We start from the raw sequence: 16,308 nt of genomic DNA, 5'->3' as shown, positions 1-16,308 counted from the left end.
CGGATGGAAGGCTGGCACCCGGAGCTGCGCGCGCTGATCGAGCGGGCCGACCCGGACAACAGCACGCTGCTGTCCATCCGGGTGGTCAAGCCCGGTGAGCGCTGGGCGTCCGGCCCGCCGGGCGGGAGTGTGGCCGTCGGCGGGGTGCTCCTCAGCGTCGGGCCGGGCGGCCGCGGTGCCGGCGATCAGCACGGGCCGGAGGACCAGGGAGGTCAGGACGCCCCCGGCGCTGAAGCGGTGGCGAGTCCGTCGAACCGGTCGCGATCCTGCGGAACTTCCTGAGGCGGGCGAGGCGTCGTCGGATCGGTCGGTCAGCGGTTGACCGCCCGCATCCCGTCCTCGTCGTAGCGCTCGCCCGCCGCCTCGGGCAGCTCGGCGTCGATGCGGGCCAGGTCGTCCGCGGTGAGCTCGATGTCGACGGCGCCCGCGTTCTGCTCCAGGTAGGTGCGGCGCTTGGTGCCGGGGATCGGCACGAGGTCCTCGCCGCGGGCCAGGACCCAGGCGATCGCCAGCTGGGCCGGGGTGACGTCCTTCTCTGCGGCGATCTCCTTCACCTTCTCCGCGAGCTTGAGGTTGGCCGCCAGATTGGTTGTGGTGAAGCGCGGGTTGGTGCGGCGGAAGTCGTCCCGGTCCAGCTCGTCCGGGGAGCGGAAGCGGCCCGCGAGGAAGCCGCGGCCGAGCGGGGAGTACGACACGAAGCCGATGCCGAGTTCCCGGCAGGTGGGGAGCACCTCTGCCTCCACGTCCCGGCTCCAGAGCGAGTACTCGCTCTGGACGGCGGTGACCGGGTGGACGGCGTCGGCGCGGCGGATGGTCTCCGCGCTCGCCTCGCTCAGCCCGATGTACCGGACCTTGCCCTCGGCGACCAGTTCGCCGAGGGCGCCGACGGTCTCCTCGATGGGCACGTCCGGGTCGACCCGGTGCTGGTAGTACAGGTCGATGCGGTCGGTGCCGAGCCGCGCGAGTGAACCGTGGACGGAACTGCGGACGTGCGCGGCGGAACCGTCCTGGCGGCCCACCGTCGACATGTCGCCCGGAACGGCGCCGTCCATGCGGTAGTTGAACTTCGTGGCGACCACGTACTCGTCGCGGTGGCCCCGGACTGCCTCGCCGATCAGGGACTCGTTGGTGAGCGGTCCGTAGACCTGCGCCGTGTCGAGGAAGGTGATGCCGAGGTCCAGGGCGCGCCGGATGGTCGCGACGCCCTCGTCCTGGTCGGCCGTGCCGTAGAAGGCGGACATCCCCATGCAGCCGAGGCCGATGGCCGACACCTGGAGGTCCCGCAGACTGCGCTGTTGCATGTGGCGTGCCAGCCCTTCGTCTCGTTCTTCCCGTGGCCCGACGCCTTCCGACGCCCCGGTCCGGGCGACCGGTCGGCCCCGTCTCCTCGGAGAGGACCCTACGGTGCTGGGGTCCTCCGGAGGCGGACCGGCACGGCCGGATGCGGGCACCCATGCAGGATGGGCCCACAGGTGTGGCCCTCCCCGACGCTTCCAGAGGTCAGGGCGCGCACGGGAAGGCCGGCCCGTTTCGCCGCTGGTCAGGTAGTGCGCCAGAGTGTTCCGCCGATCTGGCTCCGGGCGGCTCGGATGATGTTCTCGCTCGGCAGCGGACCGGCCGCCGGCACCCTGCGCACCCTGGCCCGATGCCAGGCAGGTCGAGGAGCTGCTGCCGAACGCCGAGGCCTGATCCGCGGCTGCCGGTGAACGCCCTCTGACCCGAGGCGCACCGGGTGGTTCGAATGCCGACTCAACCCCGTCGGGCTCCGGCCCCGGGGGGCGTCGTCGTTCCCGTGCACGGTGGTGTTCGAAGTGTCATCACCACCTGCTAACCTCAGCCGATTTCCCGCCGCGCAGAGGCGGCGGACACGACGGGGTAAGAGGAACAGACAACATGGCAATTCTCCGGGCGAAGCAGAAAGCCCAGGTCATCGAGAAGCTCTCGCAGGTGGCGCCTCCTGGGGAGACCTTCATCGCCTGCGTACACGCGGAGAGCGGCCCGAGCCCGTGGCTCAACGGTGTCTTCGGTGAGATCCCGCTGCTCGGCCTGATCATCGTGCTGACCCGCCGGTACTACTTCCTGACGCTCACCAACACCCACGTGGTGGTCAACGCGGCCAACCGCTGGACCAACCGCCCCGGCGACGTCGTCGCGGCCTTCCCGCGCAACGCCTTCCCGGTCACCCGGGTCAAGCGGGCCAGCATCTGGAGCTCGATGTACCTCCAGATGCCGGGCAACGCCAAGCCGATGCGCCTGAACATCCACCGCATCTGGCGCGCCGAGATGGACCAGCTGAGCGCGGCCTTCCCGCCCGGGTCGATCGACCCGTCCTCGCAGCCGTTTGACACGCCGCAGGGCCGGCCGTACCCGATGCCGGGTCAGCCGATGGCCGGCCAGCCCATGCCGGGTCAGCCGATGCCGGGTCAGCCGGTGATCCCGCAGCAGCAGGGCTACGCGGCGCCGCAGCAGCCGTACCCGCCGCAGGGCCAGCCCTACCCGCCGCAGCAGCCGTACCCGCAGCCGCCGGCCAACCCCTACCCGGCCCCGCAGGGCTACCCGGCGCCGCAGGGGCAGCCGTACCCGCCGCAGCCGGGCGGCCAGGTGCCGCCGCAGGGCCAGCCCTACCCGCCGCAGGTCCCGAACGTGCCCTACCCGGGCCAGCCGGGCCAGCAGGGCTACCCGGGCCAGCGCTGACCCGGGCCTGAGTCGAACGCGTCGCGGCCCCGATCCCCTCCCCGGGGGTCGGGGCCGCGGCGCTGTGCGGCCGCCACCGGGCTCGACGCGCCGGGAGGGGCGGACTCTGCCAGGCTGAAAGGGCAGCTACCTCGATCGAGGAGGCGCGCACCGATGTCAGCGCAGAACCCGGGGCCGTCCGGACGACGGGCCCGCCTCGCGGCGCTCCGGGCAGCGGAGGTCCGTCGCGAGCGGCGTCGGCGATGGCTGGTGGCCGGAGTGATCGTCCTGGTGCTGGCCGTCGTGGTGGGCGGGATAGCCGTCGTGATCGCCACGAACCAGGGCTCGTCCCCGCCCTCCGGGGTCCCGGCGCACCCGCGGACCACCGCCGAGGGCCGGACCACCCCGCCGCCCTGGGACGCCCCCGCCGACGTCGCGGCAGCCGTGAAGGCGGCCGGCCTGCCGATGCTCGGCGCCGAGGGTACGGCCCTGCACATCCACGCGCACCTCGACGTGTACGCCGGCGGCCAGCCCGTGACGGTGCCCGCGCTGGTCGGCATCGACGAGAGCGCGCAGCGCATCAGCCCGCTGCACACCCACGACACCACCGGCGTCATCCACGTCGAGTCGCCGGTGAACGCCGACTTCACCCTGGGCCAGTTCCTGACCGAGTGGCAGGTCTCCGCCTCCGCCGACCACCTCGGCGGGCTGCGCACCGACGCCACCCACACGCTGACCGCGTACGTCGACGGCAAGGCGGTGAGCGGCGACCCGGCAGCGATCCAGCTGCACGCCCACGACGAGATCGCCCTGGTGTACGGCACGGCCGCCGAGAACGCCTCCGTCACCGTGCCAGGAAGCTACAACTGGCCGGCCGGCCTCTGAACCACGGCTTCGCGGCCCCTGGGTGCGGTGAGGTCCTTGGTCAGGAAGACCCGACTGGTGCCCGGCGGATCGCATGGGACCTCGCCGAGCGTCGTCCACCCGTGCTTCCGGTAGAAGCCGGGCGCCTGGAAGCTGATCGTGTAGAGCACGGCCGAGCGGCAGCCGCGCGCCCGCGCCTCCTCCTCGGCCCGTCGCAGGATCTCGCCGCCCAGCCCGTTCCCCCGCAGCTCGGGCGGCAGGAAGAACAGGTCGACGAAGAACAGCCCGAGCGAGGTGCGCCCGGTCAGTCCGCCGAGCACCCGGTGCGTGCCGGGCTCGCGGACCAGGACGGCGAGCGGCCGGCGGTCGTCGACTCCGCTGCGCTCGACGTTGAAGCGGTCCAGCGCGTCGGAGACCAGTGCGAGGGCCGCGGCCGCGGGGGCGTCGGTGACGACCAGGTCGGGCCGCGGCGATCGAGCGGTGGTCGGGTGGGTTGTGGTCATGGCTCCTCCGGTGCGCGGGCACGGTCGGCCCGGTGCGCCCGGGAACGCTACGGCGGGGACGCTTCGGCGGGCGTCGAAGCGTCCCCGGCGACAATCGAGGACATGGACGACCGATCCGCAGACCAGGACGTGGGCGTGGACCTGCCCGCCGTGGCCCGGCTGCTCGCCGACGGCACCCGGGCGGCCTTCTGCCTGGCGCTGCTCGACGGCCGGGCCTGGACGGCCAACGAACTCGCCCGCTACGCGGGGGTCGCGCCCTCGACCGCGACCTCGCACCTGAACCTGCTGGTCGGCGGCGGGCTCCTGGCCGAGGAGCGGCACGGCCGCCACCGCTACCTCCGGCTGGCCGACCGCAGGGTGGTCGCGCTGGTCGAGAGCCTCGCCGAACTCGCCCCGCGGCGGGTCGTCCGACCGCGCACGCTCGCCGGTTCCGGTAGGCAGCAGGCGCTGGCCCGGGCACGCCTCTGCTACGACCACCTGGCGGGCGCCCTCGGGCTGGCGGTCACCGACGCGATGGTCGGGCGCGGCCTGCTGGACTGGGGCCCGGAGCCGGGCCTGACCGCGGCCGGCCGGGTCTGGCTGACCGAGCTCGGCATCACGCTGCCGAGCGGCTCGCGCCGCCCGCCGGTGCGCGCCTGCCTGGACTGGACCGAGCGCCGCCCGCACCTCGGCGGCGCGGTGGGCGCGGCGCTCTGCGACCACGCGCTGACCGCCGGTTGGCTCACCCGGATCGGCACCACCCGCGCCCTCGCCGTGACCCCGGCCGGCCGGCGGGCCTGGCAGCACCTCCTCGGTCTGCCGCCCGCCGACCTGTGAGAAGCCCTCCGGGCCTCAGGCCAGCTCGCGCATCCGGCGGACCGGGCCGGCCAGCAGGACGGCGGGGCTGAGCACGCTGCTCAGCGCGAACAGCAGCAGCGCCGTACGCGGTCCCCAGGCCGCGGCGGCGGCGCCGGCGGCGAGGGCGCCGACCGGGATCGCGCCCCAGGAGACGAAGCGGACCGTGGCCATCACCCGGGACAGCAGCTCCGGCGGGGTCTGGGTCTGGCGGTGGGTGCGGGTCACGATGCTGAAGACCACGACCCCCGCCGAGAACCCGGCGTTGCCGACGCCGAAGACCAGCGCGCCCCAGCCGGATCCGGCCGCCGGGAGCAGCAGGACGAAGCCGGTGGCGACCGCCGCCGCCCAGCAGACCGCGCGGCCGCTGCCGATCCGGGCGACCAGGCGGGGCGTGGCGGCGGCGCCGAGCAGGCTGCCGAGGCCGCCGGTGGCCATCAGGGCGCCGACGGCGGCGGCCGGCGCGCCCAGGGTGCGGACCAGGAACACCGGGGTGAGGGCCATCAACGCGCCGCAGACGAAGTTCACCGCGGTGGCGCCGGCGACACAGGGCCTGATCACCGGGTGCCGGGTGACGAACCGCCAGCCCTCGCGGATCTGCTCGCGCATGCCGGCACCGCCCGTCGGTCCGGCGGCCGGCTGTTCGGCCCGCGGCAGGCTGCCCAGCAGCGCCGCCGAGGCCAGGTAGCTGACCGAGTCCAGCAGCATCGACGCGGCGCCGCCGAGCAGCTGCACCAGGACGCCGCCCAGCGAGGGCCCGGCCAGGTCGGTGGCCGCGATGCTGCCGGAGACCAGGCTGTTGCGGGAGGTCAGCTGCTCCTTGGGGACGACGGTGGGCAGGAAGGTGGAGTTTCCCACGTCGAAGACCACGCTCGCGAAGCCGATCACCAGTGCCACCACCACGAGCTGGGGCAGCCCCAGCACCCCGAACGCCGCGGCCACCGGCACCGAGGCCACGGCGACGCCGCGGATCAGGTCCATCGCGACCTGGGTGCCGCGCAGCGGCAGCCGCCGGACCAGCACGCCGGCCGGCAGTCCGATCAGCAGCCAGGCGACGTAGGCGGCGCCCGTGATCAGGCCGACCTCGAACGCCGAGGCGTGCAGGGTGACCACGGCGATCAGCGGCAGGGCCACCGTCGTCACCTGGTCCCCGAGCCGGCTGACCGTCGAGGCGGTCCAGTAGCGCCAGAACGCTCCCGCCCCGCCACCCGGGCGCCGCCCGCCGGGCCGTACCGAGTCCGCTGTTCTCGTCGCGTTCGCCGTCTCCGTCGCCACGTCGGCCCCTTTGCTGTCACCGGCCCACGACCGAGTGAGTTCCTTTTGGGAACTCACTATAATGGGTGATCATGCGGCACACGGAAGCGGCTGACCCCGACTGCGCGATCTCCCAGGCCCTGAGCGTGGTGGGGGACACCTGGACCCTGCTCCTGATCAGGGACGTCGCCGGCGGCACCCACCACTTCGACGCACTGCAGAGCGGGCTCGGCATCAGCCGGAAGGTGCTCACCGAGCGGCTCAAGGCGCTGGTCGCCGACGGCGTGCTGGAGAAGCGGCTCTACCACCCGCACCCGCCGCGCTACGAGTACCACCTGACGGACACCGGGCGCGGCCTGCTGCCGGTGCTGGTCGCCCTGCAGGACTGGGGCGGGCGGTACATCCTGGGCGACGGCTCGCTCTCCGGCACCAGCACCGCCGACTCCGCCGAGACCCGCCGGGTCATGGCGCTCACCGGCCACCGGCTGCCCGCCCTGGAGCTCGCCGCCGCCTCCGGCGGGTGGGTCGACCCGGTCGCCGCGGACCGTGCCTGGACGGTGCTGTACTGCTTCCCCGGGGCCTTCGCGCCGGGCGTCATGGGCCACCCGCCCGGCTGGGGCGAGATCCCGGGCGCGGCCGGCTGCACCCTGGAGTCCTGCACCTACCGGGACCGGATGGGCGAGTTCGCTGCCCGCGACGCCGCCGTCTACGGCGTCAGCACCCAGCGCCCGGACCAGCTGGCGGCGTTCGCCGAGCACGCGCGGATCCCGTTCCCGCTGCTGTCGGACGCCGGGCTGGAGCTGGCCGGTTCCCTCCGGCTGCCCACCTTCCGGGCCTCGGGCGTCGACCGGCTCAAGCGGCTCACCCTGGTCCTGGACGCCACCCGCACCGTGCGGGCCGTGCTCTACCCCGTCACCGACCCGGCCGGCTCGGTCGAGGACGCCCTCGCCCTGCTCGACGGCCTGGCCGCCGAATGACGGCGGGTGCGCCCCCGGCCCGGCCGGCGACGCACCCGATCACCACTGCTCAGTTCGACCAGGAGCCACGGCTCATCGGCGTGCGGCGACGACGAGGACGGTGGCGACGATGAGGACGACGGCGAGCAGGACGCCCGCCACCTGGGGCGTGATCCGGTCCCGAACCTGCTTGCGCGGCTGGACGCGCTCGACGCCGGGCGTGCTCGACTCCCACCAGTCGAGCACCCGTTGGAAGTTCGTCTGGAACTCCTCGATCGGGTACAGCGTGCTGGTCTGGAGGCCCGGCAGCGAGCGACGGCGCCCGTTCACCAGGAAGATCCGAGCCGCGTAGGAGCGGGTGCCGTTGCCCTTGGTCTCCCGGACGTCGATCCACCGGATCTCCTGCCAGGGGTAGGTGCGGCCGCTCCCGATGCCCCAGCAGACGGTGATGCCGTCGGCCCCGACCCTGCTCCAGGAACGCCAGGCCACGACGAAGGCCGGGAGGGCCAGCGCGAGGGTGCCGCCGCTTGTCCAGAACATCGCCGCCACACCGAGCTTCAGGACGGTGACGCCTTCCAGGGCGGCCAGCGCGAGGAGCACCACCGACAAATGCGACCAGGAGGGCCGGAACATGTCCTTCCCCCGGAACACCAGTTCGTTCACGGCGTGCACATTAGCCCCCGTGCGCTCGGCCTGAACAGATGGTTCCAGGCATTCTTCACAGCGGGTGGTGTCACGGTGGATCGGACCGTGTGACAGCAGCCCCGGTCGGCCGGGAGTCCGGGCTCCGGCCCGTTACTTGCCGCCTTTGCGGCCGCCCCGCGTGCCCTTGCCCCGCAGGGCGCGGTGCGCGGCGCCGAAGGTGAGCGCGGCCCACAGGACGGCGACGACGCCCGTGACGTAGACACCGATGCCGCGGAAGGAGAGGTCCTCGTCCCGGGTGGCGGGCGGGGCCCAGCCGGCCGGGTCGACCAGGACGGTCGCGGTGGTGCCGACGGAGCCGCCCGAGCAGCCGATGCCGCCGATCGTGCCGTGCGGCAGGGGCTGGTGGTCCTCGCGTCGGATGTCGCAGGTCCAGCTCACCTTGCCCATCTTGTCCTTGCCGCTGTGGGCCGAGGTGACGACCACCCTGGTCTCCACCCCGCGCTGGGCGATCAGCTGCGCGCGGATCGCGGAGGTGGGGAGCACCAGCAGCAGTACACCCAGCAGAACGGCCGGCCAGACCACCCACCCGGTGCTCCGGATCAGCATCAGCCCCACCACGGAGGCCATCAGGACCAGGATCGCGAGGACGGTGCAGGCGACCTGGTGGTCCGGGTTGGTGGCGAGTGCGAGCAGCCCGACGATCAGCAGCGGTGCGAGCACCCCGACCAGGACCGCCGTCCGGCGCACCGTGCGCGGCGCGAGCGCAGCGTCCTTGCCCGGGCGCTTGCGGACGGGCTTCGCCGGCCGGGAGGCGCCCGCGGCGAGCGGCCTCTTCTGCTTCTTGTTCCGGCCCTTGGTCATGGTGTCCCCGATCGGTGGTGCGTTTTCGTGCCCGCGACAGTGTGACGGCAGCCCCGGACCGCCGGAAGGCCGGGGTGCGGCAGGGCCCGCGACGGCCTGACGCCTTCTGGTCAACTCCCTTGCGTGCTCGGTACATTGATTGGCGTGTGGCTGGTGGACCTGTTCCTCCTGGCCGGGGCGGTGATCCTGGCCTGCCTCTGCGCGCTGTTCGTCTCGGCGGCCCGGACCGACCTGGCGCTGCGCCGGGAGGGTGTGTGCGCGGTCGGCCGAGTGCGGAAGGTGCGGATGTACACCACCTCCGAGGGCTACGACCGCTGGCGGGCGACGATCGAGTACGGTCTGCCGGACGGGCGGACCGCCGAGCTGGTGCGCTCCGACGAACGCCCCGAGGGCGGCTGCTACCAGGAGGGGGACGAGGTGACCGTCCGGTACCACCCCGCCCGGCCGGGGCGCGGCACGGCCGTCCACCCGGAGCACCGCCTCCCGCCGCCCCCGGGGCCGCGGGCGCTGGCGCTGCTCGCGGTGGTCTGCGCGGCGGGGGCGGCGGGCCTGGTCGTGCTGATGTTCTGACACTCGGCCGCCCGCACGCCTGCTCAGTTCCGCCCCAGCGCCGCCTGCTCCAGGTCGAGGTCGCGTTGGAGCGCCCGCAGCGTGGTGTCGCTGATCCGGTGCTCCCCGTAGAGGAGGTGCAGCCGGGTGTTCTGCACCGCGATGACCTCGTGCCGGAGCTGGCGGTAGGCGTCGGCGGCGGTGGTGCCGTCGGGGGCCTCGGGGGTGCGGTCGAGCCGGGCGGTCAGGGCGCGGCGCACCCGGTCGACGGCGGTCTCCGGGACGGCCTCCAGCTCGGCGAGGCCGTCGACGTGGTCGAGGGCGGCGCGGTTGAGCTCGTCGCGGGCGTCCTCCTCCTCGCGCGCGGTGTGCTCGGGTTCGAGGGCGAGCCCGGAGCGGTTGACCACGGCGGCGAGGGTCAGGCCCTGGACGACCAGGGTGAGCACGACGTTGGAGACGGTGAGTACCAGGACCAGCGGCCGTCCGGCGAGCCGGTCGCCGCCCTCGGTGAGCAGCGGGATGGACAGCGCGGCGGCCAGCGGCATGACGCCCCGGGTGCCCGCCCAGGTGACAACCCCGGCGACGCGCCAGGACAGCCGCCCCCGGCTGGGTTTGACGGCGCGGGTGAGCGGCAGGGTCCACAGCACCCGCACGGCGATCAGCACCGCGGCGATGGCTATCGACTGCAGTGGCCACCAGCCGGTGCCGGCCGGCAGCTCCCGGACCAGGGTGGGCAGTTCCAGGCCGACGACGGAGAAGACGACGCTCTCCAGCAGGAACACCACCACCGCGTACACGGCGTGCAGTTGGAGCCGGATGTTCGCGTCGGTCAGCCGGTGGCCGGAGCGGCCGAGCAGCACCCCGGCGACCACCACCGAGGTGACGCCCGAGGTGTGCGCGGACTCCGCCAGCACATACGCCGCGTACGGGGTGACCAGCGCTATCACCGTCTCCAGCACCGGGTCGGTGGTGCGGCGGCGCAGCAGCCAGACCAGTCCGGCGACGGCCGCGCCGAGCAGGCTGCCGCCCCCGCCGAGCAGCAGCAGCTCGCCGCCCGCGGCGGGCAGGTCGACCGTCCCGCCGACCGCCACCGCGACGCCGACGGCGACCTTGAACAGCACCAGCGAGGTGGCGTCGTTGAACAGGCTCTCCGCCTGCACCAGCACCTGGACCCGCCCGGGCAGGGCGAGTCGCCGGCCGAGCGCGGTGACCGCCACCGGGTCGGTGCTGGAGAGCACGGCGCCGAGCACGAAGGCCATCGCGGGCGGCAGCCCGGCGACGGAGACGGCCGCGAAGCCGACGGCGGCGGCGGAGGCGAAGACCAGGCCGAAGGAGAGGATGGTGACCGGTCGCCACACCGTCCGCAGGTCGCGCAGCGACAGTTCCTCGGCGGAGGAGTAGAGCAGCGGCGGCAGTACCACCATGCCGATGATCTGCGGCGGTACGTGCAGCGCGGGCACCCCGGGGATCAGCGCGACGCCGAGTCCGGCCAGCACCAGCAGTGAGGGCGCGGGCACCCGCCATCGCCGGGCGAAGGTGGCCACGCTGGTGGCCAGGACGACCAGGACGAGAACGATCCCCACGGCGTGCATCTGCAGAAACGACCCATCGCAACACCGGGGTCGCCGAAGCCCGATCGCCGCGGTCATCCCCCGAGCCGACCAGACTTCCCGGCACACCGGGGGTCATCTTATCGGCTTCTTTGCTCGTCGGGCTCTTCTCGCCGTTCGGGAGGGCGCGCGGTGGCGAAGGCCCGCTGACCGGTCGTCACAGGCTGCCCCGAGCCGCGCCGCACCGAGCTCTCCGACCGCTACCCGCTCGCCGCGCGCCGATCTCCCGGATGCCCGAGGACGCGGCGGTGTGGGGCGCATCACAGCCCCGGGGGCCGTTCGGCCTCTTACGATCGTGATCGCGGACGCCGGAGTCCTGCGGCGCCCGCCCGGCACCCCGCGATCCGCCCGAGGAGAAGCGCACCTTGACCGCCCCCACCGCCGCGCCCGACAGCTACTACCAGCGCACCGGCGAGCACAGCTACAAGCCGACCGTTCACGCGCAGGGGGCCTGGCACCCCGACGAGCAGCACTTCAGCCCGGTGGGCGGCCTGATCGCCCACGCCATCGACCGCTACCGGGCAGGCCGCCCCGCCGATGGCCTGGCGCTGGCCCGGATCAGCTACGACATACTCGGCCTGATCGCCCTGGACGAGTTCGAGATCACGGTGGAGACCGTCCGGCCGGGCCGCACCATCGAGCTGGTGGAGGCGGTGGCCAGCGTCGGCGGCCGCGCGGTGGTCCGGGCCCGGGCCTGGTTCCTGGCCGAGCTGGACACCACCGCCGTCGCCGGGACCCACGACGAACGGTTGCCTGAGCCGGAGGAGTTCGAGCCCTGGGCGATGAGCGGGCGGTGGGGCGGCGGCTACATCGCCTCGATCGACGTCCGGCGCCGCTCCACCGCCCCCGGCCGCGCCGCCGCCTGGATCTCCACCCCGCTGGAGCTGGTCGCGGGGGAGCCGAGCAGCCCGCACGCCTCCTTCATCGCCCTGGTGGACACCGCCAACGGCATCGCCGTCCGCCAGGAGCCCACCGAGTGGATGTTCCCCAACACCGATCTGACGATCCACTTCCACCGCCGCCCCGAGGGCCGCTGGACCGGCCTGGACACCAGCGTCACCTTCGGCCCGGCCGGACACGGCGTCACCAGCACCGTGCTGCACGACGTCCACGGCCCGCTCGGCCGCGCCGAGCAGATCCTCACCGTGCGGCCGCTGAACGGCAGTTGACCCGAGAGGCTGCGCCCCTCGGCGGCGCCACCCCCGTCCGAGGGGCGGCGCCGCCGCCGAGGCGTGCGGTCAGCGGTGTGGGCTCAGCGGAGCGGGCTCAGCCCGGCAGCGAGTCCATGAAGGAGCTGACCGAGAAGACCGCCTTGCCGGGACCGGCCGGACCGTAGCCGGGCGGGGAGGAGAGGCCGAATTCCTCCAGGGTGGCCCGGTAGGTCTGCAGCAGCCGGATGTGGTACTCCAGCGGTGCGCCCTGCGGGTTGGCCTTGCCGAGCGGGGTGGTGGGCTCGGGGCACCAGGTGGTGAAACGTGGGACGACGCCGTGCGACATGAAGAAGCGCAGGCCCTCCCGGGTGGAGGCGATCGCCTCGTCGACGGTGGTGAAGCCGAAGGGTTCGGCCATCTCCACGCCCGCCACGAAGTTGGGGATCACGTTCTCCGCACCGAACACCTCGGTGGAGTCGAGGATCCGGCGGTGCCACTCGTCCCGGCCGACGTAGCGCTCCTTGCCGGGGCAGTAGAGCTCGAACAGCCGCTTGTCCCACACCTCGAAGTTGGGGTGGTAGATCCGCACGCCGTAGTCGTGGAAGCGCTGGACGTCGTCGCGCGGCAGCGCCTGGGCGACCACCTTGCCGATCCAGCGGCCGGGGAAGCGCTCCTCGATGGCCTTGGCGTACTGCCCGTAGAAGTCGGCCTCGTCCCGGCCGCCGACCTGTGAGGTGATCGCGCCGCCGGTGAGGGTGTAGGCCTGGGAGGCGCGGGCGGTGTCGTACCGGTCGATCAGCTCCAGCGCCTCCAGCACCTCCTCGACCGGCTTGACCCCGGTGTACGGGCGGCCGGCGGCCTTGTGCTGGCGCCAGTTGTGGTTGATGTCGCAGTACTGGCACTCCTCCTTGGCGCCGAAGTACTGGCAGACCCGGAACACCGTGAGGTAGATCAGGTAACCCCACTGGATGGTCGGGGCGACCTCCATCACCGACTTCCCGTTGGCCAGGGTGTGCCGGTAGTAGTCGGGCATGGGCGGCAGGCCGACGTCGGCGATCCGCGTGCCGTCCAGGTAGAGGCCGAGCGTGCCGTCCTCGCCCGCGCCGACCCGGTAGGGCGAGTCCGGGTTGACCCGCACCGACACCACCGTGCGGCGCAGCCCGTACGGCCCGCCGGTCAGCACGACCTCCTCCGGCGGCCGGTTCAGCGCGGCCGCGCCGAGCTCGGGCAGGGTGCGGTGGTCGAAGGAGAAGATGAAGTACGACTTCGGCTTGACCTCGCCGCCCCCGTCGGCGCCGGAGCTGCCGCTCAGGGCCGACTCGTCGAAGGCCATGCCGCCGCGCAGCAGATCCTCCTTGATCACCGCCTCCCGGGGCACGTCGGGGAAGCGCTCCATGAGGTCCTCGACGAGTTCGGTGCGGCTGCGGGCCTGGCTCTCCATGCGTTGGTCTTCCTTCCTGGCCCCGTTCCTCCACGGCGCCTCGCCCATTCTTCTCCCTCTTACGCGAGTGGTCGTGACCGGCCGGGCCGAGGAAGATCGACTCGTCCATGCTGCGGGCCCGGGCGACGCTCCGCCTCGGCCTGCGGTCCCATCGGGTACCGGCCGGGGGACGTAGGACGCGCGGCGGGCGGGCGGGCGGGTCGGAGGTGGCGGGCCCTGGTCAGCCGGTGGGGCCGAGCCCGGTCCACTCGGCGAGGAGGCCCGACGCACGCCGAGCCGGGGCGGCGGCGGTGGGTCGGTTGACGGCGGCGCGCCGGAGTGTGGGGCGGACCAATTCATGACGAGGGCGGGTTTCAAACGTCGTACGCAGGAACGTTCACCTTTTCGGGTGTAGAAGATCGTCCGTTGCGTTTCGAAACACGCCTCCGCGCCTACGGTTGGGAAGCGAGCGAGACGGGGCCCGCGGCGTGGAGTTCCCCCCTTCGCGGCGGGGAGATGACGACCCGTCATATCGCGCGACCTTTCTTGGAGGAGGCTCCATGCCCCTGCGTACCAAACCGGACTCACCACCCGCGGACGCCCTCGTTCCGGTGGTGGGCGCATGAACACCACCGCCATCGAGAGGATCCTGCGCGGGCCCAGTGGACTGGGCACCTCCGGGCTGCAGTTGAGGCCGCAGGCCCCGGCTGTGGAGGTTCCGGCGCCCGAGGCCCCGGCGGCGGCTCCGGCGTCCGAGGCCGCGATCCCCGACGTCCAGGCGCCGTCCGTCCCGGCAACCCCCGAGGTCCAGGCGCCGCCCCTGCCCGGGCCGCCGAACCTGGCGCCGGCCGCCGAGGCGCCGAGCGGGGGCAAGCCCAAGAGCGGCGACCCCATCCCCGGCCTCTACCACCACCCGATCGCCGAGCCCGACCCGGCCCGGGTGGAGGCGCTCAGCCTGAAGATCAAGGCCTGGGCGATGGACGAGATCGAGCTCTACCCGCCGGAGTGGGAGAAGGACTTCGACGGGTTCTCCACCGGGCGCTACATGGTGGCCTGCCACCCCGACGCGCCCAGCATCGACCACCTGATGCTCGCGGCCCGCCTGATGGTCGCCGAGAACGCGGTGGACGACTGCTACTGCGAGGACCTCGGCGGCTCGCCGATCGGACTGGGCAGCCGTCTGCTGCTCGCGCACACCGCGCTGGACCCGCTGCACACCACGCCGGAGTACCACCCGGCCTGGGAGGCCTCGCTCTCCGAGGACGCGCCCCGGCGCTCGTACCGCTCGGCGATGGACTACTTCGTCCGCGCCTCGACGCCCTCCCAGGCGGACCGCTTCCGGCACGACATGGCGCGGCTGCACATGGGGTACCTGGCCGAGGCCGCCTGGGCCGAGACCGACCACGTGCCACAGGTGTGGGAGTACCTGGCGATGCGCCAGTTCAACAACTTCCGCCCCTGCCCGACCATCACCGACACCGTCGGCGGCTACGAGCTGCCCGTCGAGCTGCACGCGCTGCCCGCCGTGCAGCGGGTGATCGCGCTGGCCGGCAACGCCACCACCATCGTCAACGACCTGTACTCGTACACCAAGGAGCTGTCCAGCCCCGGACTGCACCTGAACCTGCCGGTGGTGATCTCCGAGCGTGAGGGCATCTCCCGCAAGGAGGGGTACCTGAAGGCGATCGAGGTCCACAACGAGCTGATGCACGCCTTCGAGGCCGAGTCGGCCGCGCTGGCCGTCGCCTGCCCGGTGCCAACTCTCCTACGGTTCCTGCGCGGTGTGGCCGCGTGGCTCGACGGCAACCACTACTGGCACCAGACCAACACCCACCGCTACACGCTGCCCGATTTCTGGTGACCACCGTTCTCCGGCGGCCCCCATTTTTCGGAAACCACCCGTTTCCGGTAACCACTCGTAAGAACACTGGAGTTTACCCATGTCCCTGACCGACGACATCATCACCCCCGGCGCTTCGATCCCCGGCCCGGCGACTCCCTATCAGGGCGACATCGCGCGCTACTGGGACCACGAGGCCCGCCCGGTCAACCTGCGCCTGGGCGACGTCGACGGCCTGTACCACCACCACTACGGCATCGGCGCGATCGACCTGGCGGCGATCGGCGACGCGGCCGACAGCGAGCGCGAGAAGAAGGTCATCGCCGAGCTGCACCGCCTGGAGTCCGCCCAGGCCGACGTGCTGCTCGACCACCTCGGCGACATCCGGGCCGACTCGACCCTGGTCGACGCCGGTTGCGGCCGCGGCGGCTCGATGGTGATGGCCCACCAGCGCTTCGGCTGCCGGGTCGAGGGCATGACCCTCTCCACCCAGCAGGCCGACTTCGGCAACAAGCGCGCGAGCGAGCTGGGCATCGGCGAGTTCGTCCGTTCCCGGGTCGCCAACATGCTCGACATGCCCTTCGAGAACGGCTCGGTCGCCGGTTCCTGGAACAACGAGTCCAGCATGTACGTCGACCTGCACGACCTGTTCGCCGAGCACTCCCGGGTGCTGGCGGTCGGCGGCCGGTACGTGACCATCACCGGTTGCTGGAACCCGAAGTACGGCCAGCCGTCGAAGTGGGTCTCGCAGATCAACGCGCACTTCGAGTGCAACATCCACTCGCGCCGGGAGTACCTGCGGGCGATGGCCGACAACCGCCTGGTGCCGCAGGCCGTCATCGACCTGACCCCGGACACCCTGCCCTACTGGGAGCTGCGGAACACCACCTCGCTGGTCACCGGCATCGAGGAGGCGTTCATCGAGTCCTACAAGGACGGCTCCTTCCAGTACGTGCTGATCGCGGCCGACCGGGTCTGAATCACTGGCTGATCACTCTCCGATCGGGCTCTGATCGGTTCCTGAGGCGACGGGGGGGGGCCCCCCCCGGGGGGGGGGGGCGCCCCCCCCCCCCCCCCCCCCCCCCCCCCCGGCGGCGCGGCGCGGGGTCGGTGTTTGGTGGGGGACCCCCGGCGGCTCTCACGCCCCG

16 protein-coding genes are annotated in these 16,308 nt (G+C 73.0%); 9 read left to right on the top strand and 7 right to left on the bottom strand.

Features of this window, described 5'->3' with window-relative positions; translation table 11 throughout:
• Positions 1-3: 3 nt before the first annotated feature.
• Entirely contained in the window at positions 4-282 is a 279-nt protein-coding gene (locus ACGF12_RS15870; protein WP_393029310.1) for a hypothetical protein, read from the top strand.
• Between the two features lie 29 nt (positions 283-311).
• Here the strand turns inward: ACGF12_RS15870 and ACGF12_RS15865 are convergent, their stop codons facing one another.
• Positions 312-1,301, bottom strand: a complete 990-nt coding sequence (locus ACGF12_RS15865; RefSeq protein ID WP_393029307.1) for an aldo/keto reductase — start codon at positions 1,299-1,301, stop codon at positions 312-314.
• A gap of 592 nt (positions 1,302-1,893) precedes the next feature.
• Here ACGF12_RS15865 and ACGF12_RS15860 point away from each other — a divergent pair.
• On the top strand, positions 1,894-2,694 hold the full coding sequence (locus tag ACGF12_RS15860) for a hypothetical protein (RefSeq protein WP_393029304.1): 801 nt from the start codon (positions 1,894-1,896) through the stop codon (positions 2,692-2,694).
• A 153-nt stretch (positions 2,695-2,847) separates the two neighbouring features.
• The gene (locus ACGF12_RS15855; protein ID WP_393029301.1) at positions 2,848-3,558 is read left to right on the top strand and encodes a hypothetical protein; all 711 of its coding nucleotides are present in this window, start codon (positions 2,848-2,850) and stop codon (positions 3,556-3,558) included.
• On the opposite strand, the gene ACGF12_RS15850 is transcribed toward ACGF12_RS15855, so the two are convergent.
• Positions 3,534-4,040: a GNAT family N-acetyltransferase gene (locus tag ACGF12_RS15850; RefSeq protein WP_393029298.1), complete on the bottom strand. Its 507-nt coding sequence runs from the start codon at positions 4,038-4,040 to the stop codon at positions 3,534-3,536. The two genes, ACGF12_RS15855 and ACGF12_RS15850, sit on opposite strands and share 25 nt — an antisense overlap.
• A 102-nt stretch (positions 4,041-4,142) precedes the next feature.
• Here ACGF12_RS15850 and ACGF12_RS15845 point away from each other — a divergent pair, with 102 nt between their 5' ends.
• A complete protein-coding gene (locus tag ACGF12_RS15845) occupies positions 4,143-4,856 on the top strand; it encodes an ArsR/SmtB family transcription factor (protein WP_393029296.1) in 714 nt (237 codons plus the stop codon).
• 15 nt (positions 4,857-4,871) lie between these two features.
• Here ACGF12_RS15845 and ACGF12_RS15840 read toward each other — a convergent pair whose 3' ends face one another.
• Positions 4,872-6,149, bottom strand: a complete 1,278-nt coding sequence (locus ACGF12_RS15840) for an MFS transporter (protein WP_393029293.1) — start codon at positions 6,147-6,149, stop codon at positions 4,872-4,874.
• 71 nt (positions 6,150-6,220) lie between these two features.
• Here ACGF12_RS15840 and ACGF12_RS15835 point away from each other — a divergent pair, with 71 nt between their 5' ends.
• Positions 6,221-7,105: a winged helix-turn-helix transcriptional regulator gene (locus tag ACGF12_RS15835; RefSeq protein WP_393029290.1), complete on the top strand. Its 885-nt coding sequence runs from the start codon at positions 6,221-6,223 to the stop codon at positions 7,103-7,105.
• A gap of 72 nt (positions 7,106-7,177) precedes the next feature.
• Here the strand turns inward: ACGF12_RS15835 and ACGF12_RS15830 are convergent, their stop codons facing one another.
• Positions 7,178-7,747, bottom strand: coding sequence for a hypothetical protein (locus tag ACGF12_RS15830; RefSeq protein ID WP_393029287.1), 570 nt, complete (start codon positions 7,745-7,747; stop codon positions 7,178-7,180).
• 132 nt (positions 7,748-7,879) lie between these two features.
• Positions 7,880-8,590 (bottom strand): hypothetical protein, encoded by a 711-nt coding sequence (locus ACGF12_RS15825; protein WP_393029284.1) that lies wholly within the window; start codon positions 8,588-8,590, stop codon positions 7,880-7,882.
• 144 nt (positions 8,591-8,734) lie between these two features.
• Between ACGF12_RS15825 and ACGF12_RS15820 the strand changes: the two genes are divergently transcribed.
• Entirely contained in the window at positions 8,735-9,160 is a 426-nt protein-coding gene (locus tag ACGF12_RS15820; RefSeq protein WP_393029281.1) for a DUF3592 domain-containing protein, read from the top strand.
• A gap of 23 nt (positions 9,161-9,183) precedes the next feature.
• Here the strand turns inward: ACGF12_RS15820 and ACGF12_RS15815 are convergent, their stop codons facing one another.
• Positions 9,184-10,731 (bottom strand): Na+/H+ antiporter, encoded by a 1,548-nt coding sequence (locus ACGF12_RS15815; protein ID WP_393029278.1) that lies wholly within the window; start codon positions 10,729-10,731, stop codon positions 9,184-9,186.
• A gap of 383 nt (positions 10,732-11,114) precedes the next feature.
• Here ACGF12_RS15815 and ACGF12_RS15810 point away from each other — a divergent pair, with 383 nt between their 5' ends.
• Entirely contained in the window at positions 11,115-11,918 is an 804-nt protein-coding gene (locus ACGF12_RS15810; protein WP_393029275.1) for a thioesterase family protein, read from the top strand.
• Between the two features lie 97 nt (positions 11,919-12,015).
• Here ACGF12_RS15810 and ACGF12_RS15805 read toward each other — a convergent pair whose 3' ends face one another.
• Positions 12,016-13,341, bottom strand: coding sequence for a radical SAM protein (locus tag ACGF12_RS15805; protein ID WP_393029273.1), 1,326 nt, complete (start codon positions 13,339-13,341; stop codon positions 12,016-12,018).
• Positions 13,342-13,942: 601 nt separating this feature from the next.
• On the opposite strand from ACGF12_RS15805, the gene ACGF12_RS15800 reads away from it, so the two are divergent.
• Positions 13,943-15,181, top strand: a complete 1,239-nt coding sequence (locus ACGF12_RS15800; protein ID WP_393029270.1) for a family 2 encapsulin nanocompartment cargo protein terpene cyclase — start codon at positions 13,943-13,945, stop codon at positions 15,179-15,181.
• A 79-nt stretch (positions 15,182-15,260) separates the two neighbouring features.
• Positions 15,261-16,139 carry a geranyl diphosphate 2-C-methyltransferase gene (locus ACGF12_RS15795; protein WP_393029267.1) on the top strand — a complete coding sequence of 293 codons (879 nt, stop codon included), beginning with the start codon at positions 15,261-15,263 and terminating at the stop codon, positions 16,137-16,139.
• Positions 16,140-16,308: the final 169 nt, after the last annotated feature.

This window comes from Kitasatospora sp. NPDC048296, assembly GCF_043201815.1.
Taxonomy (GTDB): domain Bacteria; phylum Actinomycetota; class Actinomycetes; order Streptomycetales; family Streptomycetaceae; genus Kitasatospora.
This window is presented reverse-complemented; position numbering and strand designations above follow the sequence as displayed.